Below are 23,412 nucleotides of genomic sequence, written 5' to 3'. Positions count from 1 at the left end.
GAGCGAAAGTGCATGCCGCGTTGAGAATAACAGGGCCTGTCGGCTTGCCTGGACGCGTACATAAGGCATAACAAATATAAGGAGAGCAAGTATCTTACGGTAACCTACAGGCGAAACCGCCGATAGGCAGGAACCAATGTCCGGGCGACAGTCGTCCAGAAACACCGATAGCGTGAAGGCGACATCGCCCATATCGGAAATCGGTAGCTTGGCTTGTCGGGGTCGCCCCCGACGCGGCGAACTCAGTCATGGCGCAGGCCCTGCGAGGCCCGCGCCTGACGCTGACTAGATTTGCGGCGGCCCAACCTTGACCGTCAGTTTGTCCAGCGTACCCGTGAACCGGAACGGCACCTGGTAGTCGCTGTCGTCGACAGGACTGCGGGTATCCACCCCCACGTCGAAGGACTCGTCGACCGTCACCAGAAACGGGATGGTATGCGGGATCGACTGCTCGGCCACCATCGTGCCATCGACGCTGAGCACACCCTTGCCGCCCTTCCCGTAACCGGGTCCCTCGTAGGTAAAGTCGAAGACGACGCTGTGTTTGCCTGCTGTCAGCGCGGTCTCGCCGGCCCACCGGAAGCGCTCCAGTCCAAGCAGGTTATAGGTGAAGACCGGCTTGCCCTTGAGGAGATAGAGGCCGTAGCCGCCGAAGCGGCCTCCAAGCGTCGCAAGCATTCCGTCTCCGCCGCCCTGCGGGACGTCGACTTCGGCGGTGATCGTGTAGGAGCGGGCCAGCGGATCGGGCGCCGAGGCCGGTGGCAGGCCCGAGAGTTCGCCTGAGTAGACGAACTCGGTTCGGCCAGCGGTGGCGCTTGGCCGCGGCGCGGTGGCACGCGAGATGACGGAGTTATCAAGCGGCAACACCTGGTATTTCGCGGCCTCCACGAGGAAGAGCTGCTGCATATCGCGCAGTTTGTCCGGCTCCTTGGCGGCGAGATCGTTGAACTGCGAGTAGTCCTCGGTCAGGTTGTAGAGTTCCCACTGATAGCCATCGACCACATCGGGCAGTTTGCCGAGTCCCATCAGCCAGGGCGCGGCGGGTGGGGTCGAGGAGGCGATCCAGCCCTCGTGGTAGATCGCGCGATTGCCGAACATCTCGAAATACTGTGTCGTGCGTGCAGAGGGGACGTCCTTGGCGCCCTTGGACCAGGTATAGGCCATGCTGACGCCTTCGATCGGCTTTTGGGCGATGCCGTTCACCGTGAGCGGCGCCTGGATGCCGGTGGCTTCGAGGATCGTCGGCACGATGTCGATCACATGGTGGAACTGGCTGCGGATGCCGCCCTTGTCGGTGATGTGACCCGGCCAAGACATCGCCATGCCCTGTCGGGTGCCGCCGAAGTGGGAGGCGACCTGCTTGGTCCATTTGAACGGCGTGTCGAAAGCCCAGGACCAGGCGACTGACATATGTGGCTCCGTCGTCGGGTCGCCCCAGGCGTCGTAGAATTTCAGCTGGTCGGCGACCGGCATGCTGATGGCCTGGATCGCGGCCAGGTCGAAGGCCGTGCCGATGGCCGTACCTTCGGCGCTGGTGCCGTTATCGCCCTCGATATATATGATCAGGGTATCGTCGAGCTTGCCCTGCTTGCGAACCTCATCGACCACCCGGCCGATCTCGAAGTCGGCATAGGCGACAAAGGCGGCGTAGACCTCCGCCTGACGGGCGAACATCTTCTTGTCGTCTGCCGATAGCGTATCCCATTTCGGAAGGTCATCCGGCCACGGCGTCAGCTGGGTATTCTCCGGAACCACGCCGAGCCGTTTCTGGTTGGCGAGAATCTCGTCCCGCATGGCGTTCCAGCCGCCATCGAACTTGCCTTTGAACTTCTCGATCCACTCCTTCGTCGGATGGTGCGGGGCATGGGTTGCGCCGGGAACATAGTACATGAAGAACGGCTTGTCCGGCGTCGCGGCATTCACCTTGCGCAGATAGTCGATGGCGTCATCGGCCATGCCGGTGACCAGATTGTAGTCGGGCTTGTCGAGCCACGGGTAGATCTGGTCGTGGTTGCGGAACAGCCAGGGCGTCCACTGGTTGGATTCGCCGCCCTGGAAGCCATAGAAATAGTCGAAGCCCATGCCGGAGGGCCACTGGTCGAACGGTCCCGAGGCGGATAGCGCGTAGGTCGGGGTATTGTGGTTCTTGCCGAGCCATGAGGTGGCATAACCGTGATCCCTGAGTATCGAACCGATCGTGCCGTTGTTCGGGCCAATAATCGCATCATAGCCGGGATAGCCGGTGGATTGCTCGGCGATCACCCCGAAGCCCGCCGAATGGTGGTTTCGCCCGGTGATGAGAGCGGCGCGCGTGGGCGAGCACAGCGCGGTGGAGTGGAACTGCGTGAAGCGCAGTCCATTGGCTGCGATCTGATCGAGCGTCGGTGTCGGGATGACGCCGCCGAAGGTGCTGGAGACGCCATAGCCGGCGTCGTCGGTCATGATCAGCAGTATATTCGGCGCGCCCTTCGGCGGCACCACCTTGGGTGGCCACCACGGAGTCGAGTCCTTGGCGTCCAGGTTGATGGTTCCGCCGAACGCCGGAGGTGCTGCCGGCAGCGACTGGCCGTTGATCGTCGACGTAGCGCTGGGTGAACCGGTTGCTCCGGTGAGATCCTGGGCGGCGGCGGGAAATGCTGAAAAACAACTGGCGGCGAGAACGGCTAGATAAACGCGCGTATTCATTGTTGATTGCTCCCTTTTGGACCCAAGGTAGAAAGGCAGAGCGAGCAATACTTTCCCGCTCTCAATGATGCTCGCATGCGCCGGCGAGAGTCAGATCGGCTGACATAGCCATCAGCTTAGCGATGACATTGCAGAGAGTGGCAGATTGCTACCAACGCGTCGCGTATATTACTGTAACCTACTATAAGAACTGCGGCTCCGAGGGGTAGTTATATAGGTGAATGGGCGGGGCACGCACCCGTACGTGAACGGCAATAACCTGCGGGAATGACAAAATGACATCCGACGTGCGCGCGACCGACGACGCGGGATTTTCAGGCCTGGTCTGGGTGGCCGGACGAACCTTCACCATGGGATCGAACGAGCATTATCCGGAGGAAGCGCCTGCTCATCCGGTAGCCGTCGACGGCTTCTGGATCGACGCCACCCCCGTCACCAACCGCCAGTTCGCTTCGTTCGTCAAAGCCACCGGACATGTGACCGTCGCCGAAAGGGCACCCCGTGCCGCCGACTATCCTGGCGCGCTTCCTAAAATGCTGCGAGCCGGATCTCTGGTGTTCACGCCGCCGAAAGCCATAGTCGGCCCCGACATTACCCAGTGGTGGTCGTTCAAGTTCGGCGCGGACTGGCGACACCCTTACGGCGGCCGCACCGACATCCGCGGCAAGCTCGATCATCCCGTCGTCCATGTCGCCTATAGCGACGCCATGGCCTATGCGCTCTGGGCGGAAAAAGATCTGCCGACCGAGGCAGAGTGGGAACTGGCGGCGTGCGGCGGCCTTGATGATGCGGAATTTGCCTGGGGCGACGAGTTGAACCCGGAAGGAAAGCTCATGGCCAACACTTGGCAGGGCACCTTCCCTACGCTGAGCACAAAGCCAGCCGGTGCGGACAGAACGTCCCCGGTCGGATCCTTTCCATCAAACGGCTACGGCATCTACGACATGATCGGCAATGTCTGGGAATGGACCTCTGACTTCTGGTCGACACGCCATCCCGAGCCTGCCAGCCATTCATGCTGCATCCCCAGCAATCCCCGCGGAGGCGACGCCGACGCCAGCTATGATCCGCGGCTGCCTGACATCAGGATCCCGCGGCGCGTGCTCAAGGGCGGATCCCACCTCTGCGCGCCGAACTACTGCAAGCGCTATCGTCCCGCCGCCAGACATGCAGAGCCTGAGGACACGTCCACAAGTCATGTCGGCTTCAGATGTGTCAAGCGCGTGTGAGGCGGCGTCATGGTCACATGTCGCGTCGGCGGAACAAAAGCCACCGATTGTGACAAGACCTTTCATGACATATCCTTCGTGGTCCGCAGGTTATGGGCGTACTCCCGTCGATTGCGGTTAGCAGCGGCAGCGCGAAACTGGAGTTCAAGCGTGTCGGACATGCTCTGAACGGCGAATTCCGCTTTCGTTCCCGTTCCTTACTGTAAACTACGTTGCTTCCGCCCTATTCCGGATCATCATGCACCACTTATAACGCGATGCGGCCGCCGGACTTGCAGAGGCCGCCTTGGAGGTAGGATGGATGGATTACGACACACGGTTCGCCAAGCGCATCTTTCCAGCCAGCGCCAAAACCATCGATACATTGGCCGCCCGTGACGATAACTTCCGTGAACTCTGTGCCGACTTCTCCGTTGCAGATGAATTGCGGAGAAAATGGGAAACATCCTCCGCCGCAGAGCGAAATGAGCGCCACGCGGAATTCGTCGAACTCGTGGAAACGCTGCGCAGCGAGATCGAAGCCGCTCTGGAAAGCGCCAGTGTGACCGTGATCAAGCTTCTCCCTCGCCGTTGAGGACCAGACTCCGGCATCAAAGACGGTTACTTCTTATCGGTCAGATAGATGGTCTTCCAATCGTCCTTCATGTTGACAACCGTCCACCCCTGAGCATGTGCTTCGTCCAGGCCCTTGTCGAGCTGGCCGATGCTGGACTTCCTGTCATAGGCAAATTCGCGCTCGGCGTCGGTGTGATGCACATAGAGGCAGAAGCGTGCACCAGGACCGCTACACGTCCATTGAAGCATCTGCAGGTCGCCGTCTGAATTGCCAAACGCAGCGATGGGTCGGCGGCCGATGAAAGTCTGGATGGCGATCGGTTTGGCATCCTTGTCGTCATAGAAAAACAGTTCGGGCTGCTTCACGAGGGCGGGCTTTCCGTCGCGCAGCTCGAACTGCAGCTTGCCGCTGCTGCCGATCACCTGTTCGGGTGGAATGCCATAGGTCTCGTCGGCGAAGGTGCGCATGAATTCGTTGCCGCCACCAGAGACGATGAAGGTCTTGAAGCCGTTGGCACGCAGATGGTCGAGAAGCTCCACCATCGGCTGATACGCCATCTCGGTGAACAGCTTGTCCGTCTTGGGGTTCCTGGCTGTAGCAAGCCATTCCTTGACGACCGTTGCGTATTCGTCGGTCGTCAGACCCGCCTGCGTCTCTCCGACGATTGCAAGCAGCGCCGGAGCGCCGCCCGCAAGCGCACTCTTCAGATCACCTTTCAATACGGATGCGAAAGGCTCCTTCGTCTTCCATTCCGGATGTTCGGGTGCGAGAACCTTGACCCGCTCCAGCGCGAAGAAAAGCTGGAAATAGAGCGGCTGCTCGGCCCAGAGCGTCCCATCATTGTCAAAGGTGGCGATGCGCTCTGCGGGCGGGACGAATTCCGGCGAGCCTTCCTTGGTCACCTTGGCGACGAAGTCGAGGATCGATTGTCTGGCCTTGCCATCGTTCCAGGATGGCAGCGTCTCCGCCGCCTGGACGATCGTGGCCGCGAAAAATGTGGTGCTGACCAACACCGCCGTGAGATAGGCCAGCTTTGGATTGGTGTTCATGATGAACCCTCTGTCGGAAACATGGACCGGCAGGCGAAGCGACGTTCGGCCCAGACCAACGCCCGTCCGCAACAATATTCGCTCCAAGAGGGCTTTGCGCGTATCATACTGTAGTATCTGTCAGTCCGAGGTAGCGGCAGCGGGCGACCACTCGTTCGGCCGTTGACCGGAAATCCGGCCCGCAACGCGGTCTCCAATGTGACTGTTGGAACGAACGCGGATCAACAGTGCATACTGTATGTTACTGGCGCGCTCGCGATACGCGCCATACCCTCCCCAAATAAAACGGTCCACATCACACGGAACCGGTGTCGACGATAACGACCACCAGGCGCCGTTCGCCTTCGACGGCAAGCTGAACAGCTTGAAAATAGAAACTTCAGCCGCAACCCTGAGGCAAGAGGGCCAGCGCAGAGCGGTCCGTCACCAGGGCGGCCCGTGCCGAAAGTGACGTTGACCTGGGCACGGGGATTCTGCGCCATGAACACAGCTCACCGACGCACACTTCTGACCCTGTTTGCGATCGCCGAGGGTGCGACGGGACTGGGGCTTATCGTGGCGCCGTCGATGCTCTTTGTTCTGCTGTTTGAGACAAGGCAGGTCGTTTCGGAGGCACCACTGATCTGGCGGATCTGCGGTGCGGCGCTGCTCGCTCTTGCCGCAGCAAGCTGGGGTGCGCGTGACGCCGAAGACAGGCAAGGCACCCTGGGGCTCCTCGTCGGAGTGACGCTCTACAATTGCCTGACCACGGCCGTCTTGACCTATTCCGCCCTCGTTCTGGAGATGATCGGCATCCTGTTGTGGCCCGCGATCCTCTATCACGCGGCGACTTCCCTGTGGTGCTTGCTCGCTATCTGGCGGGCGCGTTGGGCCGAGTCGTCGTGGCTCCTTGGGTGGTCATTTACGGCTTTGGCCGCTTTGGCCGCGGACTGCTACGAGGCGGCGAAGACGCGATCTCCGCTTCTGCGGTTCACTCGCCTGGCGTCCCCTTCCCTCGATCTGCGAAGCAGTCGAACGGGGCCACATACGGTGCCTTGATGGACGAGGATCAGTTTCTGCGCTAGGTTACAAAAGAGATAGTTAATAAAATCTCTGGTAGTCACGTACCTCAAGAGCGGGTGAGGAGCGAGTCGTGCAACATTTATTGCCATCGAGGCGCGACACTGCGCCGGATTCGACGCGACCACCTCCGACCCACGATGATGTTCGGGCTCAGCTCAAGCGAATCGTTACCAGCTCGCAATTTCCGCATATCGGTCGGAGTGCTGCATTTCTTATCTATGCCGTGGAGGAGACGCTTGCAGGCCGCGCAGATCGGATCAAGGGCTACTCTATCGCAGTCGAGGTTTTCAAGCGCTCCAACGGCTTCACGCAGGATGATCCGGTTGTGCGGATCGAGGCCGGAAGGCTCAGGCGGGTGCTCGAGCGCTATTATTTTACAGCGGGTCAACGCGATCCGATCCGAATAGACATTCCGAAAGGCGGTTACGTGCCGACCTTTGCCTGGAATAATCCGAGTGCTGACAATTTAGATGCTGAAGACCAAAGTCTGCCGTCGGAGCGCGCCTATTCCCTTTTTCCCGGCTTAAGACGGCATATGTGGGCAGTGGCCCTTGGGTTGATCGTGATCGTGGGCGGCGCTGCAGCCCTGGCTGGCTTGACCTCCATTCGATTTGGCTCGATCTGGCCCTTCCCGACTGCCGACATTACAGGATCTGATGGACCGACATTGGTGATCGCTCCATTTGCTAATCTCGGTGATGGTCCTCAGGCGGAACTCTATACGACAGGCCTCACCGAGGAACTCCTCACCGCCCTTCCCCGCTTCAAGGAGATCAAAGTCTTCGGTCGCGAGACATCCAGATCGTTGCCGCCAGAGGTGGAGACATCGCGGATTCGCGGAGAACTTGGCGCACGCTTCCTGCTGGCAGGCGGTGTTCGCGTCTCCGGAAGCCGAGTGCGTGTGACGGCACGTCTGCTCGACACGCAGACCGATGAGATCCTCTGGTCGCAGACCTACGACGACAACATCGGCGTCCGCGACCTGTTCACCATCCAGTCCGACGTCGCAAACAAGGTTGCGACCGCCGTGGCGCAGCCCTATGGCATCATGGCCCAGGCCGATGTCTCCAACCCGCCGCCTGATGATCTTGGCATCTACGGCTGCACGCTGAGCTTTTACACTTACCGTGCCGAGTTGAGCATCGAGCGGCACGAAGAGGTTCGAAACTGCCTCGAAAGCGCTGTCGCCCGCTATCCATCCTTTGCGACCACCTGGGCGATGTTGTCCATCCTCTATCTCGACGAGGATCGTTTCAGGTTCAATCGGAAGCCCATTTCGTCCGCGCCGATAGATCGCAGCTTTCAGGCCGCCCGCCGTGCCATTCAACTGGATCCCGGCAACACCCGCGCCCTTCAGGCGTTGATGACGGCGTTGTTTTTCAGCCAGCGGGTTCCGGAGGCACTTCAGATCGGCGAACGGGCACTGGCGACCAATCCGAACGACACCGAATTGCTAGGAGAGTTTGGTACCCGGGTGGCGATGAGCGGGGAATGGCAGCGCGGGGCAGCGCTGTTGGATCGTGCCATTGCTCTCAACCCTGCCGGCGGCGGCTACTATCGCGGAACGCGCGCACTTGCAGCCTACATGCTGCACGACGACAAGACCGCGGTCATCGAGATCAGGCAGGCGGACCTGCAGAAGTTCCCGCTATTCCATGCGGTGGCTGCCGTCATCTACGTCGACGCCGGAATGATCGAGGACGCCCGCAACGAGGCCTCGCGGTTCAACGAAATGAGACCCGACTTCATTCCGAGCATCGTGGCCGAACTCAAGGCGCGCAATTTCCAGCCACAGGATCGGGCACGGATGATTGCCGATCTGCGAACGGCCGGGCTTCCTGCGATGGACGAGGTGCAGGCGACGATGTCGCTGCCGATCGACGGTTCCAAGGCCCTTCAGCCGCGGTAGCGCTGCTGTCAGGACAACTAGCACAGAACATACCCGATGGTTACACGCGCACGCCGTCGTCTCCGTGTAGGCTGTGGTCGCTGATAATCGTTCTTTCATGGCCGAGACCCAGGGAGCGACCTCAGTCGTCCGACCAAACCATTTAGAAGGGATTCGTCGATGACCAAAGCACCGCAGCGAGCCTTGCACCCTGCCGTGGCGGCGGTGTCGTCCGCGGCACGCGGCTTGATGATCATCTTGGGATGTGGATCGGCCGCAAGCGCTGCCGACGCAGACGCCAAGAAGCTGGTGAAAACCATGTCCGACTACCTGGCCGCAGAAAAGGCGATCTCCTTTTCGTATGACACCAACCTGGAGGTGGTCACCGTCGACCATCAGAAGCTTCTGCTGGCAAGTTCCGGCAAGATCGAAATGGGCCGACCGGATAAACTCCGGGTTACCCGGTTTGGTGGGTTCGCCAACGTTGAGGTCACATTCGACGGCAAGACGCTCTCGCTGCTCGGCAAGAACGCCAACCTCTATGCCCTTGCAGAAGTCCCAGGCACCATAAATCACCTGATCGACGAATTGCGGGACAAGCTCCATAGACCCATACCGGGTGCCGATCTTCTGCTCCCGGATGCCTATGACGAGCTGATGCGCGACGTGGTCGACGTCAAGGACCTCGGCAGCGGTGTCATCGGCGGCGTCGAATGCGACCACCTTGCATTCCGCACCAAGGAAGTCGACTGGCAGATATGGATCGCTCAAGGCGAGCATCCGTATCCCTGTCGATATGTCATTACCGCAAGCCAGGTGGATCAAGGCCCACAATACAGCATCCAGATCAGTGACTGGAAGACAGGCACCGATGTCGTTGCCAACGATTTCGGTTTCAAAAACACCACGAACGCCAAGTCGACCTGACGAAGCTTGCCGATATTGACGAGCTTCCTGATCACTTTGCCATGGGAGGCACCAAATGACCGTCGTCAGAAAACTGAAACTCCTGCTGCTTGCTGCGGCGATCGGCGTGTCCGGCCTCGAACTTGGAAACGGACTTTCGATTCCGGGACTGAATGGCGTCTTCACGCCGGCAGAGGCCAGGATCGGCCGCCCGCTGACGCCGGTGAGTGTCGCTGGAGTTGCGCGCCGCACGGTCCGGCGTTGCGCCGTCGGCGTCTATTATTGCTAGAAAAACAGGCCCGGCGAACGCATTCGACAAGCGCCCAGCATGAGGGAAATCGGTGGGAAGCAAAAACAACACGGGAATAGGGTCGATAGTTGCCGGGTATGTTCGGTGGCTTCTGCTGTGCGCATTGATCGTCATTCTGCCTGGGTGCGGCGGTCATCCGAAGGATGTGATGACGCCTGTTGCAGACACGTCTCCGAAGTCGACCAAGGTCAACTTGCTGATCGCCACGACACGCAGCAGGTCTCCGGTGCCAGGAGAGATGTTCAACGGAGAACGGGCGCGGACCCCGGCATTCGCCGATATCACCGTGTCCATCCCACCGAACACGATCCGCAAGGAGGGAGAGGTCGCCTGGCCAAAGAGGCTTCCCTCCAATCCGGCGACAGATTTCGCGACTTTAAAGGCCGACGATCTCAATATCGATGAGGCCAAACGCTGGCTGAGCGCCAGCGTCCGCAAGAGCCCCGACCACAGTGTCCTGGTGTTCATCCATGGTTTCAACAACCGGTTCGAAGACTCCGTCGCTTCGCCCAGATCGTTCAGGACTCAGGTCTGCACAGCGCTCCCGTGCTGGTGACCTGGCCGTCGCGTGGCAGCCTTCTCGCCTACGGCTATGATCGGGAGAGCACGAACTATACGCGAAATGCTCTGGAGACACTCTTCCAGTATCTCGCAAAGGATCCGGAAGTGAAGGAGGTGTCCATCCTCGCTCATTCCATGGGGAACTGGCTGGCGTTGGAATCGCTGCGCCAGATGGCCATTCGTAACGGCCGACTGCCCGCCAAGTTCAAGAATGTCATGCTCGCGGCTCCGGACGTCGATGTCGACGTGTTCCGCCAGCAGATCGGCGACATGGGCAAACAGCATCCGCAGTTCACCTTGTTCGTATCCCGTGACGACCGTGCACTGGCGTTCTCGCGTCGGGTCTGGGGTGACGTATCCCGACTTGGAGCCATCGATCCCGAACAGGCGCCCTACAAGGCGGAGTTCGAGGCCAACAAGATCGTGGTGATCGATCTCACCAAGATCAAATCTGGCGATCGGATGAACCACGGCAAATTCGCGGAATCGCCGCAGATCGTTCAGCTCATCGGATCACGCATCTCGGAGGGGCAGACGCTCACCGACAGCAGGATTGGACTTGGCGACCAGATTCTGGTGGCGACAACCGGAACGGCGGCGGCAGCCGGGAACGTTGCTGGACTGATCCTTGCCGCTCCCGTCGCTGCTGTCGATCAGGACACGCGGGACAATTACGCCGGCCAGGTCAGTGGCCTGATGGGCACTGCCAAACCGCAGCCAGCAATGTTGAAAAACTGCGACGAGGTACGGCCAACGCCGAGCTGCAAGCCCTAACTCCGACATCGGCAGGACGAGCGCGGCAATGCCGCAGACAGACAGATATTACTGTAACATACTTATCCGCAGGCGGGTGTTGCGCCAGAGTTGAGCGGAGATCGATGATATGTTCGATTCGTCGGCGACCACGATGGAGACCGACAACGCAGGGGGAGTTTCATGACGGCTTTTCTTCTACGCGCGGCAGTCCTTTGCGCGGGTCTCGTAGCCTCCTCGCCCGCCTGGGCAGCCGATCCGACGCCGCTGACACCCGATGCCAAAGTGGTCGAGAGCCCGAGCGGTTGGACGTTCACCGTCGCGCCGTATTTCTGGATGGCGGGGATATCCGGAGACATTGCACAGTTCGGATTGCCGGAGGTTCATATCGACTCCGATTTCGACGACATCCTGCAGAACCTCGATTTCGCCTTCATGGCCGCGGGTGAAGCGCGGTACGACCGGTTCAGCATCTTCGGCGACATCATCTACACCAAGCTTGGCGCAGACGCGAATACGCCGCTTGGCATCCTCGCCGACAGCGTCGACGTCACCTCAAAGACCTTCGCCGGACTTCTCGGGGTCGGCTACTCGGTGCTGGAGGACCAGTCGGGACACCTCGATGTCGTCGGCGGCATCCGGGTGTGGTCGGTCGACACCAACATCTCCTTCAATGGCGGGATCCTCGGTGGCGTCGAGCAAGATGACAGCGCGACCTGGGTCGACGGTCTGGTGGGCGTCCGAGGCAACTACTTCTTCACGCCGGAGATCTATCTGACAGGATGGGGTCTCGTCGGCGCCGGCGGCGCGGATCTTGACTGGGATGTGGCGCTCGCGCTCGGCTACAAGTTCACCGACACGATCTCAGCCGTTGCGGGATACCGCGCACTCGGCGTCGACTACGACAACGACGGCTTCGTCTTCGACGTCGTCGAGCAGGGTCCGATCCTCGGCGTCGTCATCCACTTCTGAGAACGACGTCTGGGACAGCAGATCGAGTTTTGTACGGTGGAGACGTCAATGAAGCTCATGATTTTTCGGCTGATGCAGCTTACCGCGGCGCTGGTTCTGTCATCAGGTGCAGCCAACGCCCAGTCGAGCGAAGAACTCGCGAAGAAGCTGTCGAATCCGATCGCTTCGCTGATCAGCGTCCCGTTCCAGTTCAACTATGACCACGGCTACGGTCCCGAAGATGGTGACAAGGCAACGCTGAACATCCAGCCTGTCATTCCATTCTCTCTGAACGAGGACTGGAACCTCATATCGAGGACCATCCTCCCGGTCACATGGCAGAACGACATCGCCGGGCCATCAGGAACGCAGTTCGGTCTCGGCGACACGTTGCAGAGTTTCTTTCTCTCCCCTGCTAAACCGACGGAGACCGGTATCGTCTGGGGTGCCGGACCGGTGTTCCTCCTTCCCACCGCGACCGACGAGCTCCTCGGTGGCGGCAAATGGGGCGCTGGACCGACAGCAGTCGTTCTCAAACAGGACGGCCCCTGGACTTACGGCATTCTTGGGAACCACATCTGGTCGTTCGCTGGTCAAAGCGACCGGGAAGATGTGAGTTCGACGTTCCTCCAGCCGTTTATCTCCTACACGACCAAGGACGCCTGGACGTTCTCGCTGAATACGGAGTCCACCTATAACTGGGAAACGAACAATTGGTCGGTTCCAATCAACTTCGCAGTCGCCAAGCTGATCACCATCGATAAGCAGCCGATCAGCCTGACGGCAGGTATCCGCTATTGGGCAGACGCTCCGGAGAACGGCCCGGAAGGACTTGGCTTCCGGCTCGCGCTCACGTTCCTCTTTCCAAAGTGAATTCGCAGATCGACGATGCGCTCGGCCGAACGGTATTGCGTGGAACGCTGATGGATGAGGATCAGAGAGCGATCTTCTCAGACCTCACTGCAGCACCGTGCAAGCCCGAACAGGCTCAGGCGGTGCGGGAACTCCTGTAGACCGAGACGCCAAGTTCCCTGATCTTCTTGCGCAAGGTGTTGCGGTTGAGACCGAGAAGATCGGCCGCCTTGATCTGGTTGCCGCGCGTCGCCGTCAGGGCGGCGAGGATCAGCGGATATTCCATTTCGGTCAGCACACGATCATAGAGGCCGGGCGGCGGCAGATTGTCCCCGAAGCCTGCGAAATAGCTGCGCATGTTCTCCTCGACGGCTTGCGCGATCGTCATCGAGCCGCTGCGCATCGGCCCCTTGTCGATCGGGCTGTCGGGCACGTCGGAACGCAGTTCCGCGTCGATGATCTCACGGGTGATCACATCCTGTGGGTAAAGCGCCATCAGACGGCGGATGAGGTTTTCCAGCTCGCGGACGTTGCCCGGCCAGGCATAGGCCTTCATCAGTTCGAGCGCTTCCTGATCGAAACGCTTGGAGCCGAGACCTTCCTTTTCCGCCTGCTGGATGAAATGGCGCACCAGATCGGGGATGTCCTCGGCGCGGTCGCGCAGCGGCGGCAGGCGCAGCGGCACGACATTGAGGCGGTAATAGAGATCCTCGCGGAAGAGGCCCTGGTTGATCGCCTGCTTCAGGTCCTTATTGGTAGCGGCAACGATGCGCACATCGGTGCGGATCGGCGTGCGGCCACCAACGGTGGTGTATTCGCCCTGCTGCAGGACGCGTAAGAGCCGTGTCTGGGCGTCCATCGGCATGTCGCCGATCTCGTCGAGGAAGAGCGTGCCGCCTTCGGCCTGCTCGAAGCGGCCGGTCGAGCGCGTCTGCGCGCCGGTGAAGGCGCCCTTCTCATGGCCGAAGAGTTCGGATTCGATCAGGTCGCGCGGGATCGCCGCCATGTTGATTGCGACGAACGGGCCGTTGCGGCGCTTGCCGTAATCATGCAGCGCGCGGGCGACGAGTTCCTTGCCGGTGCCGGATTCGCCGGTGATCATCAGCGTCAGGTCCGTCTGCATCAGGCGGGCGAGCACGCGGTAGATTTCCTGCATCGCCGCCGACCGGCCAACGAGCGGCATGCCGTCCTGCATGTCGTCTTCAAGCTTGGCGGGCTTGCGCTTCGGCTCGGCCAGCGCACGGCCGATGATGCCGATCAGCTCGGTGAGATCGAAGGGCTTCGGCAGATAGTCGTAAGCGCCTTTCTCCGAGGCCTTGATGGCAGTCATGAAGGTGTTCTGGGCGCTCATGACGAGGACAGGCAGGTCGGGCCGCGCCTTCTTGATGCGCGGCAGCAGATCGAAGGCGTTCTCGTCGGGCATCACCACATCGGTGACGACCAGATCGCCCTCGCCTGCCGAAATCCAGCGCCAGAGGGTAGCGGCGTTGGAGGTGATGCGAACGTCATAACCGGCGCGGCTCAAAGCCTGGTTGAGCACGGTTCGGATGGCCGCATCATCATCTGCAACGAGGATCGTGGCTGTCATCGAGAAGGTCCTGTCGAGCTTGCTATAGAGGCGTCTTCGAGCGAGGCGTCCTTCGACGCCGGCATGAGAACGCGGAATGTCGTGCGGCTGTTCTGGCTATCGCATTCGATGATGCCGCCGTGATCGCCGATGATCTTGGCGACCAGCGCCAGGCCGAGGCCGCTGCCGTTCGGCTTGGTGGTGATGAAGGGATCGAAGAGGTGCGGCAACAGATCGAGGGGAACGCCGGGGCCGTTGTCGTGGACGCAGAATTCCAGCGGCAGCGAGATCTTTTCGCGCGTGCCGGCGACCGAAAGACGGATGCCGGGGCGATAGGCCGTCGTCAGCATGATCTCGCCGTCCGACCGATCGCCGACCGCTTCGGCGGCGTTCTTCACCAGATTGAGAAAGACCTGAACGAGCTGGTCGCGATTGGCATAGACGGCTGGCAGCGACGGGTCGTAACTCTCGGTGACCCGGATGTTGCGAGCAAAACCCGCCTTGGCGACGGCCTTCACATGATCGAGCACGGAATGGATGTTGACCGGCATGCGGTCGACAGGGCGTTCGTCGGAAAAGACTTCCATCCGGTCGACCAGCGAGACGATGCGATCGGTCTCGTCGCAGATCAGCCGGGTCAGCGCCCGATCGTCGTCGTCCGCAGATTGTTCGAGCAGCTGGGCGGCGCCGCGGATGCCGGAGAGCGGGTTCTTGATCTCGTGCGCCAGCATCGAGGCAAGGCCGGTCACCGAGCGGGCGGCGGCGCGATGCGTCAGCTGTCGGTCGATCTTGTCGGCCATCGAGCGTTCCTGAAAGACGATGACGACGGCGCCGGGCTCGCTGAGCACCGGGGCGACGTAGAGATCGACGAGCTTGTCCTGGCCGAGACGGGGCGAACTCAGGTCGACGCGATATTCGTTGACCGGCGCCTTGCGCTCGCGCACCTGGTCGATCAGGGCAAGCAGCGGGCTGCCGAAGGGAATGAAGGTCGAGATGCGGTAACGTGCCAGATGCGAGGCGCTGGCGCCGAAAAAGGCCTCCGCCTCCCAATTGGCGAAAACGACGAAGCCGGATTCGTCGACCATGATGACGGGGTTCTGGATGGCGTTCAGCACGGCCATGGCGACGGTCCCGCCAGCGTGATCGGGCGGAGATATCGTATCCTTCGTCATGCCGCCTCCCGGCTGTCGACAATACTTGCCGCAAGCGCATCGTAAAGGCGCGCGGCCACTTCGCGCGGATCGCGCGAGGTCATGATCGCCGCCTTTTCGCCGCCCAACAGAGCCGGCGCGAAACGCTGGAGATACCAGCCAAGATGCTTGCGGGCATGGCGGATCGCCACCGCCTCGCCGTAGAAATCCAGCATCATCCGATAATGCTCGACGGCGATCTCGGCGATATCCTGCGGTAGCGGCTCGGGCGCCCCTGATATTACACCGGCATGCCACGGCCTGCCCTGGCAGCCCCTGCCGATCATCACTGCATCGGCGCCGGAGCGGCACAATATTTCCTGTGCGTCGCCTGCGGTTTCGACATCGCCATTGGCGATCAGCGGAATGGAGATCACCTCGCGGACGGCGCGGATCGCATCCCAATCGGCGCGGCCTTCATAGAATTGCATGCGGGTGCGCCCATGAATGGTGACAAGCTGGATGCCGGCCGCCTCGGCGCGGTGCGCAATGTCAGGCGCGTTGATCGAATTCTCATCCCAGCCGAGGCGCATCTTCAGCGTCACAGGAATGTCGACGGCCTTGACCGTCGCCTCGATGAGACCGAGCGCGTGATCGGGATCGCGCATCAGCGCCGAGCCGGAATAACCGCCGATCACCTTCTTTGCCGGGCAACCCATGTTGATGTCGATGATATCGGCGCCGTGATCGGCGGCGATCTTGGCTGCCTCCGCCATCCAATGCGCCTCGCGCCCGGCAAGCTGCACCATATGCGGCCGGAAGCCCGCAGCCCTCAGCCGCGACCAGGATTCGGCCGTGTCATTGACCAGCTCGCGGCTCGCCACCATTTCGGTGACGACGAGGCCGGCGCCGAAGCGCCAGGCAAGCTCGCGGAAGGGCATATCCGTGACGCCGGACATCGGCGCCAGTACAACGCGGTTCCGCACGGACACGGGTCCGATTTGGAAAGGCGCTGCGAGGTCCTTGGAAATCAAATGATTATCTTTCGGGCACACAATAGAACTGCATTATTTTTAGCCACTATTCCCTGGCTTGCCAAGGGGGCTGGAACCGGAATTGATATTTTTCGGGCAGATGCTGGAAAAGGCCAAAGCAAGACGTTAGAGCACTCCGGTCAATTCCGCATAATTTAGGGGATTTATGCTGCAAATGCCTTCTAAGCAACCGATATCGGCTGGAATTGTCATTGTTGCCGCCGGCCGCGGCGAGCGCGCGGGATCATCCAAGGAAGGCCCGAAGCAATATCGCATGATCGGCGGCAAGCCGGTTATCGTGCATACGCTTGAAAACTTCATGACATGGGAAGCGGCAACTGAGATCGTCGTCGTCATCCATCCCGATGACGAGGCGCTGTTTGCGAGAGCCTTCCGCCACATCATCTCGGCAACGCCGATCGAAACGGTGCATGGGGGTGCGACCAGGCAGCAATCCGTGCTTGCAGGCCTCAGATACCTCAAGGACAAGCAAATCAGCCATGTGCTGATCCATGATGCCGTGCGCCCGTTCTTCGACCATGCGCTTCTCGATCGCATCGCCGAGAGCCTTGACGCCGGCGCGCAGGCGGTCCTGCCGGCGATCCCGGTCACCGATACGCTGAAACGCGCCGACAATGCCGGCACCGTGCTGACAACGGTTTCACGCGAGCATCTCTACGCGGCGCAGACACCGCAATCCTTCGCCTTCGAAACGATCCTCGAGGCGCATGAGAAGGCGGCCGCAAGCGGACGAAGCGATTTCACCGACGACGCCTCGATCGCCGAATGGCTGGGCATTCCGGTGACGATCGTCGAGGGCACGGCCGACAACGTCAAGCTGACGGTCAAGGACGATATCGCCATGGCAGACGACAAGCTGTCGGCTTCGCTGCTTCCAGACGTGCGCACCGGCAACGGCTACGACGTGCACCAGCTCGTGGCGGGCGATGGCGTGACACTCTGCGGCGTGTTCATTCCGCATGACCAGAAGCTGAAAGGTCACTCCGATGCCGACGTTGCGCTGCATGCGCTGACGGACGCGCTGCTCGCCACCTGCGGCGCCGGCGATATCGGCGATCATTTCCCGCCGTCCGACCCGCAGTGGAAGGGCGCGCCTTCGCGGATCTTCATCGAGCATGCCGCCCGGATCGTGCGCGAGCGCGGCGGCACGATCATGAATGCCGACGTCTCGCTGATCGCCGAGGCGCCCAAGGTCGGCCCGCATCGCGACGCCATGCGGGCGAAACTGTCGGACTATCTCGGCATCGATATCGAGCGTTGCTCGGTCAAGGCGACGACCAACGAGACGATCGGCTTCGTCGGCCGGCGCGAAGGCATCGCGGCGATCGCCACTGCGACCGTCGTCTATCGCGGAAGGAAATGATGAGCCTTTTTCCTCAGGATATCGTTTCGAAGGCGGAGACGATCATCCGTGACTTTACGGCTGCAGGGCTGATGGTCTCGACCGCCGAATCCTGCACCGGCGGACTGATTGCCGGGGCGTTGACGGAGATATCGGGTTCATCAGCCGTCGTCGACCGCGGCTTCGTCACCTATACGAATAGCGCAAAGATCGAGATGCTCGGTGTGCAGGCGGAAACGCTGCTGCGCTTCGGGGCGGTCTCCGAGGAAACGGCGCGGCAGATGGTGCATGGCGCCCTCTTCCGCTCACGCGCCGGGATCGCCGTTGCCGTCACGGGCATTGCCGGCCCCGGCGGCGGATCGGCGGAAAAGCCGGTCGGCCTGGTGCATCTTGCCGCCAAATCGCGTTCCGGCGCGCTCATCCATCGGAAAATGCTTTATGGCGATATCGGCCGCAGCGAGGTCCGGGTGGCGACGATCAGGACGGCGCTGGAGATGGTGCGCTCGCTCCTTGCTGCCTGACGCGGGTTCGCGCATCAAACCGGCGTGTAGATCCTGTTTGCCCTGGTCTCGAAGGCTTCGGTGAACATGCGGAAGGCGCGGTCGAACATCGAGCCCATCAGCGCGCCCAAGATACGGCTCTTGAACTCGTAGTCGATGAAGAAATCGACGGTGCAGCCGCCGGACGGGATCTCGGCGAAGTGCCAGCGATTGTCGAGATATTTGAACGGACCATCGATATATTTGACCTCGATGACGTGTTCGGCCCGGTTCAGCAGCACCTGCGTCGTGAAGGTCTCGCGGATCGCCTTATAGCCGACCGTCATGTCGGCGACGAGCAGGATCTTGCCGTCGCGCTCCTTGCGGCTTCGGATGGCCAGCGCTTCACAGAGCGGCAGGAATTCCGGATAGCGCTCGACATCGGCGACGAGGTCGAACATCTGCTCGGGGGTGTGCGGGACGGGACGGTGCGTTTCGAATTGCGGCATAAGCGGCAATTAATCGGGCCGGCCGAGAAGATCAAGAAGCTCGCGCATCTGGCGACGGGATTTTAGCTGAAGGACCGGCACGTCAGGGCCATGTGCGGCGATGCCGGCGACCAGGCGCGGCGCAAATTTCTCCTCGAAGGTCCAGATGAAGCGGAGGAATTCCCAATCGACCTTCTCGATGCAGCCCGGCGCCATTTCCGGTCGGGTACGGCCGATCCATTTCGCCCAACGGCTGATCGCGCCCCAGATGCAGAGAAGCCGGGGCATGCGGACCCAGACGACGAAATCGGTGCGCGGCAGCCGGATGTCCAAGGAAGACGGGTTCGTGCCGTCCATGATCCAACGTTCTTCGAGGATCCGGCTGGCGATGATATTTCTCTGCTCGACCCTGTCGCGCACCACCCAGCCGGGAAGCCAGAAAACATCGCGGTCGAGCGAAATATAGGAAAGCCCGAAACGCTTGGCGATCTTCAGCGACAGCGTCGATTTACCGCCGCCCGAGCAACCCATCACGAGGATGCGGCGGGCTGTACGGATATGCTCCGCAGCCTGTTCGAGATCGGCGATCTGCTGACGCGGCGGCAGCTCAGCTCTCTGATCCATCATGCAACCCCCTCGAGCCAGACATGCGTTTCGCCAGCACGAACTTAAGCGCCAAGAGCGGCGAACCGGTTAGCTGCTTTGCGCGATCTTATGACGATGGTGGAATTTGCAAGGCCGAATTCATGTAATGCAGCCTCGATCTTCGGGGCGGCACGCCTTTCGAAATTCCAGATATAGCCGACCATGTCGGACGTCAGCCGCTCCGGGCAGCCTTCGGGCATTTCAGGGCGGCTACGACCGAAATACCGAATCGCGCGCGCGATCGCTCCCAACAGGCAGGCCGTTCTTGGAAGCCTGAGCCAGATCACCAGATCCGCCCTCGGAAGACGCAGACGAAACGAGCCGAGGCCAGTTCCATCCATGATCCACCTCTCCTGCGCCACGACCTCCAATATCAGCCGATCGATGTCGCTGCGATCTCGCTTCCTCCAGCCAGGAAGCCAATAGAAATCGCGATCCATCGAGATATAGGGAAGATCGAGCGAGGTCGACAGCGCCCGTGCAAGCACGCTCTTTCCACCACCTGGGCAGCCAATCACCAGAATGCGTTTGGCATGCTGGAGCATTGCTCCGTCGACGGGCATGGCCGCAACTCCCATGAAAAACCGCTGTAAAAATCCCCGCGGCTCAGACTGCTGATAAAATCGGCCATTCCTCTTTCGTCATGCTCGGGCTTGTCCCGAGCATCTGCAACCGGCGCAGCAGATCCTCGGCACAAGGCCGAGGATGACGTCGAGTAAAGATCGAGGTTTGTCAACAAACTGAACCGCGGCGAAAATCGCCGCGGTTCAATCAAAAAGCAAGTGATGGATCTTATTCGGCTGCGATCAACAGCTTCTTCTCGCGCGCCGCTCTCAGCCGGGCAAAATCGTCGCCGGCATGGTGAGAAGAGCGGGTCAGCGGGCTGGAGGCGACCATCAGGAAGCCCTTGCTGTAGGCGACCGTCTCGTAGGATTTGAACTCGTCGGGCGTGACGAAGCTTTCGACCTTGTGGTGCTTGCGGGTCGGCTGCAGGTACTGGCCGATCGTCAGGAAGTCGACATCGGCTGTGCGCAGATCGTCCATCAGCTGAAGGACTTCGTTTCGCTCTTCGCCAAGACCGACCATGATGCCCGATTTGGTGAACATGGTGGGATCGAGTTCCTTCACCCGCTGCAGCAGACGGACGGAATGGAAGTATCGGGCGCCGGGGCGAACCGTCAGATAATTGCCGGGCACCGTTTCCATATTGTGATTGAATACGTCGGGTTTGGCGGCGACGACGCGTTCCAGCGCACCGGGTTTCTTCAGGAAGTCGGGTGTCAGGATCTCGATCGTCGTCAGCGGCGAGGCCGCACGGATTGCCCAGATCACCTTTTCGAAGTGTTCGGCGCCGCCGTCCTCCAGGTCGTCACGGTCGACCGAGGTGATGACGACGTGGGATAGGCCCATCTCCTTGACCGCCTTGGCGACATTCTCCGGCTCGGCCATGTCGAGCGCATTCGGCTTGCCGGTGGCGACGTTGCAGAAGGCGCAGGCGCGGGTACAGATCTCGCCCATGATCATGAAGGTCGCGTGCTTCTTGTCCCAGCACTCGCCGATATTCGGGCAGCCGGCCTCCTCGCAGACGGTGACGAGCTTGTGCTCCTTCACAATCGCACGGGTCTCGGCATAACCCTTGGAGGTCGGCGCCTTGACGCGAATCCAGTCCGGCTTGCGCATGACTTCCGTGTCCGGCCGATGCGCCTTCTCCGGATGCCGCACGCGCTTGGCGTCGGGATTGATCGTATCGAGGATGGTCACCATTGCAGTTTCAGCCTTCTACCGCCCCTATGCGGCAAATCTCATTCGGATCTAGCGCCGCACCAGCCGCGCAAGGAATATCAACAAGCAGGCGCCGAGGAAACCCGTCGCGAAATAGCCGAGCCGCCCGCCGACCACCTCGAGATGAAACTGCGCGAGGATGGCGCTTGCGACGACCGAGCCGACAATGCCGAGCACGATATCAGGAAAATCCCGTATCGCGCTTCCATCAGCTTGCCGGCGAGCCAGCCCGCAAGCCCGCCGATAATGATTGCCGAAATCCAGCCGACGCTTTCCATGCCTTCCCCTACCCTCAAGTTGGCCCTCAGTTACGCCTCAAGCGACCGCTCTTGCGATCAAAACCACAATGATGGCGCCGACGGTGGCGTGGATGATCTGCACGACCAGCGCGTTTTCAATGCCCAGCGAAATGCCGAGCGCGCTGAACAGATAGCCGCCGACGAAGGCGCCGATGATGCCGCTCAGCAGGCATCTTATCAGCCCGCCGCCACCGACGACCAGGCTTGCGAGGAAGCCTGCAACCAGGCCGATCAGCAAAAACACCAGCAATGCCTGCGTCTCCATAGACATGATGATTTCCTTTCTTGTTTTCCATCCCCCCGGAGTGGCTTTCCACTCCGGGGGGATGGCTTTGCCACCCCGTGATACAGGGCGGATTTGGAAATTATCAAGCGTTCAGCACGCGGCCGTAAGCATCGAGCACCGCTTCCTTCATCGATTCCGACACGGTCGGATGCGGGAAGATCGTGTGCATCAGCTCTTCCTCGGTCGTTTCGAGGTTCATCGCGACGACGAAGCCCTGAATGAGCTCGGTGACTTCGGCGCCGACCATATGGGCGCCGAGCAGTTCGCCGGTCTTCTTGTCGAAGATCACCTTCACCATGCCCTGGTCTTCGCCGAGCGCGATCGCCTTGCCGTTCGCTGCGAAGGAGAAGCGGCCGACGCGGATGTCGCGGCCGAGTTCCTTGGCCCTCGCTTCGGTGATGCCGACGGAGGCGACCTGCGGATTGCAATAGGTGCAGCCCGGGACCTTGCCCTTGTCGGTCGGATGGACATTGGGAAGGCCGGCGATCTTTTCGACGCAGACGACGCCCTCATGCTCTGCCTTGTGCGCCAGCATCGGCGGGCCGGCGACATCGCCGATCGCATAGATGCCGGCGATATTGGTCTTGCCGTAGCCATCGATGACGACGCAGCCGCGGTCGGTCTTGACGCCGAGCGCTTCGAGGCCGAGGTTTTCGATATTGCCCTGAACGCCGACGGCCGAAATCAACCGGTCGGCAGTGATCTGCTGCACCTTGCCATCGGCCGTCTCGACATGAGCGGTGACGCTGCCGGCACCCTTCTCAACCTTCGAAACCTTGGCGCTGGTGAAGATCTTGAGGCCACGCTTTTCAAGCTGCTTGCGGGCGATCGCCGTGATCTCGGCATCCTCGACCGGCATGATGGTCGGCATGACTTCGACGACCGTGACGTCGACGCCCATCGAGCGATAGAAGCTGGCGAATTCGATGCCGATCGCGCCCGAGCCCATGACGATCAGCGACTTCGGCAGAACATCCGGCTTCAGCGCCTCGAAATAGGTCCAGATCAGCTTGCCATCCGGCTCGATGCCGGGCAGCGCGCGCGGACGGGCGCCTGTGGCGATGATGATATGCTTGGCGGTATAGGTACCCTCGCCGCTCTTGACGTTCTTCGGCAGCGGGTGCTGCGGCTCGACGACGGGCTTCGACGACTTGCCGACGACGACCTCTCCGGGCTTGGTGATCTTTGCCTCGCCCCAGATGATGTCGATCTTGTTCTTCTTCATCAGGAAGCCGACGCCGGCATTCAGACGGGCGGAGACGGCGCGCGAGCGGCCGACGACGGCCTTGGCATCCGGCTTGACCGTGCCTTCGAGAACGAGGCCGAAATCCTTGAAGTGATTGGCGTGGTCGAGCACCTCGGCCGAGCGCAGCAGCGCCTTGGTCGGGATGCAGCCCCAGTTCAGGCAGATGCCGCCCATATGCTCGCGCTCGACGATCGCGGTCTTGAGGCCGAGCTGGCTGGCACGGATGGCAGCGACATAGCCGCCAGGACCCGAACCGATGATGATGACGTCGTAGGATTCAGCCATGTGTTT

General features: G+C 61.0%; 20 protein-coding genes and 3 pseudogenes. 11 read left to right on the top strand and 12 right to left on the bottom strand.

Annotated features, from left to right (window positions below; genetic code table 11):
- Positions 1-285: 285 nt before the first annotated feature.
- Entirely contained in the window at positions 286-2,685 is a 2,400-nt protein-coding gene (locus HX899_RS28470) for an arylsulfatase (RefSeq protein ID WP_181293945.1), read from the bottom strand.
- A 275-nt stretch (positions 2,686-2,960) separates the two neighbouring features.
- Here HX899_RS28470 and HX899_RS28465 point away from each other — a divergent pair, with 275 nt between their 5' ends.
- The gene (locus tag HX899_RS28465; protein ID WP_138329577.1) at positions 2,961-3,914 is read left to right on the top strand and encodes a formylglycine-generating enzyme family protein; all 954 of its coding nucleotides are present in this window, start codon (positions 2,961-2,963) and stop codon (positions 3,912-3,914) included.
- Positions 3,915-4,215: 301 nt separating this feature from the next.
- On the top strand, positions 4,216-4,488 hold the full coding sequence (locus tag HX899_RS28460) for a hypothetical protein (RefSeq protein ID WP_180194237.1): 273 nt from the start codon (positions 4,216-4,218) through the stop codon (positions 4,486-4,488).
- 26 nt (positions 4,489-4,514) lie between these two features.
- On the opposite strand, the gene HX899_RS28455 is transcribed toward HX899_RS28460, so the two are convergent.
- Positions 4,515-5,519, bottom strand: coding sequence for an HAD family phosphatase (locus HX899_RS28455; RefSeq protein WP_181293944.1), 1,005 nt, complete (start codon positions 5,517-5,519; stop codon positions 4,515-4,517).
- A 480-nt stretch (positions 5,520-5,999) separates the two neighbouring features.
- Here HX899_RS28455 and HX899_RS28450 point away from each other — a divergent pair, with 480 nt between their 5' ends.
- The 7 genes and pseudogenes from HX899_RS28450 to HX899_RS28420 all read left to right on the top strand — a co-directional run bounded on the left by HX899_RS28450 (position 6,000) and on the right by HX899_RS28420 (position 12,823).
- Positions 6,000-6,557, top strand: a complete 558-nt coding sequence (locus HX899_RS28450; protein ID WP_246697194.1) for a hypothetical protein — start codon at positions 6,000-6,002, stop codon at positions 6,555-6,557.
- Between the two features lie 94 nt (positions 6,558-6,651).
- Positions 6,652-8,490 (top strand): adenylate cyclase, encoded by a 1,839-nt coding sequence (locus tag HX899_RS28445; RefSeq protein ID WP_181293943.1) that lies wholly within the window; start codon positions 6,652-6,654, stop codon positions 8,488-8,490.
- A 159-nt stretch (positions 8,491-8,649) separates the two neighbouring features.
- Positions 8,650-9,455, top strand: a pseudogene (locus HX899_RS28440) (DUF2092 domain-containing protein).
- Complete coding sequence (locus tag HX899_RS28435; protein WP_138329586.1) at positions 9,452-9,664, top strand: hypothetical protein; 213 nt, start codon at positions 9,452-9,454, stop codon at positions 9,662-9,664. The pseudogene HX899_RS28440 and the gene HX899_RS28435 overlap by 4 nt, the downstream one beginning before the upstream one ends.
- Before the next feature lie 169 nt (positions 9,665-9,833).
- Positions 9,834-11,020, top strand: a pseudogene (locus tag HX899_RS28430) (alpha/beta hydrolase).
- A 162-nt stretch (positions 11,021-11,182) separates the two neighbouring features.
- Complete coding sequence (locus tag HX899_RS28425) at positions 11,183-11,971, top strand: hypothetical protein (RefSeq protein WP_138329590.1); 789 nt, start codon at positions 11,183-11,185, stop codon at positions 11,969-11,971.
- Between the two features lie 57 nt (positions 11,972-12,028).
- Complete coding sequence (locus HX899_RS28420; RefSeq protein ID WP_246697200.1) at positions 12,029-12,823, top strand: transporter; 795 nt, start codon at positions 12,029-12,031, stop codon at positions 12,821-12,823.
- 115 nt (positions 12,824-12,938) lie between these two features.
- Here HX899_RS28420 and ntrC read toward each other — a convergent pair whose 3' ends face one another.
- The 3 genes from ntrC to dusB are packed head-to-tail and all read right to left on the bottom strand — an operon-like array spanning position 12,939 to position 16,554.
- A complete protein-coding gene (gene ntrC / locus HX899_RS28415; protein WP_003539347.1) occupies positions 12,939-14,390 on the bottom strand; it encodes a nitrogen regulation protein NR(I) in 1,452 nt (483 codons plus the stop codon).
- On the bottom strand, positions 14,387-15,541 hold the full coding sequence (locus HX899_RS28410; RefSeq protein WP_138329594.1) for a nitrogen regulation protein NR(II): 1,155 nt from the start codon (positions 15,539-15,541) through the stop codon (positions 14,387-14,389). Before HX899_RS28410 ends, ntrC begins: the two co-directional genes overlap by 4 nt.
- Positions 15,538-16,554: a tRNA dihydrouridine synthase DusB gene (dusB, locus tag HX899_RS28405; RefSeq protein ID WP_181293941.1), complete on the bottom strand. Its 1,017-nt coding sequence runs from the start codon at positions 16,552-16,554 to the stop codon at positions 15,538-15,540. Before dusB ends, HX899_RS28410 begins: the two co-directional genes overlap by 4 nt.
- A gap of 145 nt (positions 16,555-16,699) precedes the next feature.
- On the opposite strand from dusB, the gene HX899_RS28400 reads away from it, so the two are divergent.
- Both HX899_RS28400 and HX899_RS28395 read left to right on the top strand, forming a co-directional pair.
- Positions 16,700-17,917, top strand: a complete 1,218-nt coding sequence (locus tag HX899_RS28400) for a bifunctional 2-C-methyl-D-erythritol 4-phosphate cytidylyltransferase/2-C-methyl-D-erythritol 2,4-cyclodiphosphate synthase (protein WP_181293940.1) — start codon at positions 16,700-16,702, stop codon at positions 17,915-17,917.
- On the top strand, positions 17,914-18,417 hold the full coding sequence (locus tag HX899_RS28395) for a CinA family protein (RefSeq protein ID WP_181293939.1): 504 nt from the start codon (positions 17,914-17,916) through the stop codon (positions 18,415-18,417). Before HX899_RS28400 ends, HX899_RS28395 begins: the two co-directional genes overlap by 4 nt.
- 14 nt (positions 18,418-18,431) lie before the next feature.
- On the opposite strand, the gene HX899_RS28390 is transcribed toward HX899_RS28395, so the two are convergent.
- The 7 genes and pseudogenes from HX899_RS28390 to lpdA all read right to left on the bottom strand — a co-directional run bounded on the left by HX899_RS28390 (position 18,432) and on the right by lpdA (position 23,406).
- Complete coding sequence (locus tag HX899_RS28390) at positions 18,432-18,884, bottom strand: type II toxin-antitoxin system RatA family toxin (RefSeq protein WP_129420805.1); 453 nt, start codon at positions 18,882-18,884, stop codon at positions 18,432-18,434.
- A gap of 9 nt (positions 18,885-18,893) precedes the next feature.
- A complete protein-coding gene (locus HX899_RS28385) occupies positions 18,894-19,490 on the bottom strand; it encodes an AAA family ATPase (RefSeq protein ID WP_181293938.1) in 597 nt (198 codons plus the stop codon).
- Positions 19,491-19,531: 41 nt separating this feature from the next.
- Positions 19,532-20,071: a FlaR DNA topology modulation protein gene (locus HX899_RS28380; protein WP_181293937.1), complete on the bottom strand. Its 540-nt coding sequence runs from the start codon at positions 20,069-20,071 to the stop codon at positions 19,532-19,534.
- A 229-nt stretch (positions 20,072-20,300) separates the two neighbouring features.
- Positions 20,301-21,272: a lipoyl synthase gene (gene lipA / locus HX899_RS28375; protein WP_138329602.1), complete on the bottom strand. Its 972-nt coding sequence runs from the start codon at positions 21,270-21,272 to the stop codon at positions 20,301-20,303.
- Positions 21,273-21,320: 48 nt separating this feature from the next.
- A pseudogene (locus HX899_RS28370) lies at positions 21,321-21,568 on the bottom strand (GlsB/YeaQ/YmgE family stress response membrane protein).
- 37 nt (positions 21,569-21,605) lie between these two features.
- Positions 21,606-21,860: a GlsB/YeaQ/YmgE family stress response membrane protein gene (locus HX899_RS28365; RefSeq protein WP_003539329.1), complete on the bottom strand. Its 255-nt coding sequence runs from the start codon at positions 21,858-21,860 to the stop codon at positions 21,606-21,608.
- 97 nt (positions 21,861-21,957) lie between these two features.
- Entirely contained in the window at positions 21,958-23,406 is a 1,449-nt protein-coding gene (gene lpdA / locus HX899_RS28360) for a dihydrolipoyl dehydrogenase (protein ID WP_138329604.1), read from the bottom strand.
- Positions 23,407-23,412: the final 6 nt, after the last annotated feature.

Source organism: Rhizobium sp. WYCCWR 11146 (assembly GCF_013591995.1).
In the GTDB taxonomy this organism is placed as follows: domain Bacteria; phylum Pseudomonadota; class Alphaproteobacteria; order Rhizobiales; family Rhizobiaceae; genus Rhizobium; species Rhizobium indicum.
The sequence above is the reverse complement of the archived record's forward strand: the minus strand, read 5'-3'. Positions and strand labels throughout refer to the sequence as shown.

What these genes read in the sequence shown, in the direction of transcription:
- HX899_RS28470 (WP_181293945.1), bottom strand. Translation starts at nt 2,685, where the DNA reads ATGAATACGCGCGTTTATCTAGCCGTTCTCGCCGCCAGTTGTTTTTCA.
- HX899_RS28465 (WP_138329577.1), top strand. Translation starts at nt 2,961, where the DNA reads ATGACATCCGACGTGCGCGCGACCGACGACGCGGGATTTTCAGGCCTG.
- HX899_RS28460 (WP_180194237.1), top strand. Translation starts at nt 4,216, where the DNA reads ATGGATTACGACACACGGTTCGCCAAGCGCATCTTTCCAGCCAGCGCC.
- HX899_RS28455 (WP_181293944.1), bottom strand. Translation starts at nt 5,519, where the DNA reads ATGAACACCAATCCAAAGCTGGCCTATCTCACGGCGGTGTTGGTCAGC.
- HX899_RS28450 (WP_246697194.1), top strand. Translation starts at nt 6,000, where the DNA reads ATGAACACAGCTCACCGACGCACACTTCTGACCCTGTTTGCGATCGCC.
- HX899_RS28435 (WP_138329586.1), top strand. Translation starts at nt 9,452, where the DNA reads ATGACCGTCGTCAGAAAACTGAAACTCCTGCTGCTTGCTGCGGCGATC.
- HX899_RS28425 (WP_138329590.1), top strand. Translation starts at nt 11,183, where the DNA reads ATGACGGCTTTTCTTCTACGCGCGGCAGTCCTTTGCGCGGGTCTCGTA.
- HX899_RS28420 (WP_246697200.1), top strand. Translation starts at nt 12,029, where the DNA reads ATGATTTTTCGGCTGATGCAGCTTACCGCGGCGCTGGTTCTGTCATCA.
- ntrC (WP_003539347.1), bottom strand. Translation starts at nt 14,390, where the DNA reads ATGACAGCCACGATCCTCGTTGCAGATGATGATGCGGCCATCCGAACC.
- HX899_RS28410 (WP_138329594.1), bottom strand. Translation starts at nt 15,541, where the DNA reads ATGACGAAGGATACGATATCTCCGCCCGATCACGCTGGCGGGACCGTC.
- HX899_RS28400 (WP_181293940.1), top strand. Translation starts at nt 16,700, where the DNA reads ATGCTGCAAATGCCTTCTAAGCAACCGATATCGGCTGGAATTGTCATT.
- HX899_RS28395 (WP_181293939.1), top strand. Translation starts at nt 17,914, where the DNA reads ATGATGAGCCTTTTTCCTCAGGATATCGTTTCGAAGGCGGAGACGATC.
- HX899_RS28390 (WP_129420805.1), bottom strand. Translation starts at nt 18,884, where the DNA reads ATGCCGCAATTCGAAACGCACCGTCCCGTCCCGCACACCCCCGAGCAG.
- HX899_RS28385 (WP_181293938.1), bottom strand. Translation starts at nt 19,490, where the DNA reads ATGATGGATCAGAGAGCTGAGCTGCCGCCGCGTCAGCAGATCGCCGAT.
- HX899_RS28380 (WP_181293937.1), bottom strand. Translation starts at nt 20,071, where the DNA reads ATGCCCGTCGACGGAGCAATGCTCCAGCATGCCAAACGCATTCTGGTG.
- lipA (WP_138329602.1), bottom strand. Translation starts at nt 21,272, where the DNA reads ATGGTGACCATCCTCGATACGATCAATCCCGACGCCAAGCGCGTGCGG.
- HX899_RS28365 (WP_003539329.1), bottom strand. Translation starts at nt 21,860, where the DNA reads ATGTCTATGGAGACGCAGGCATTGCTGGTGTTTTTGCTGATCGGCCTG.
- lpdA (WP_138329604.1), bottom strand. Translation starts at nt 23,406, where the DNA reads ATGGCTGAATCCTACGACGTCATCATCATCGGTTCGGGTCCTGGCGGC.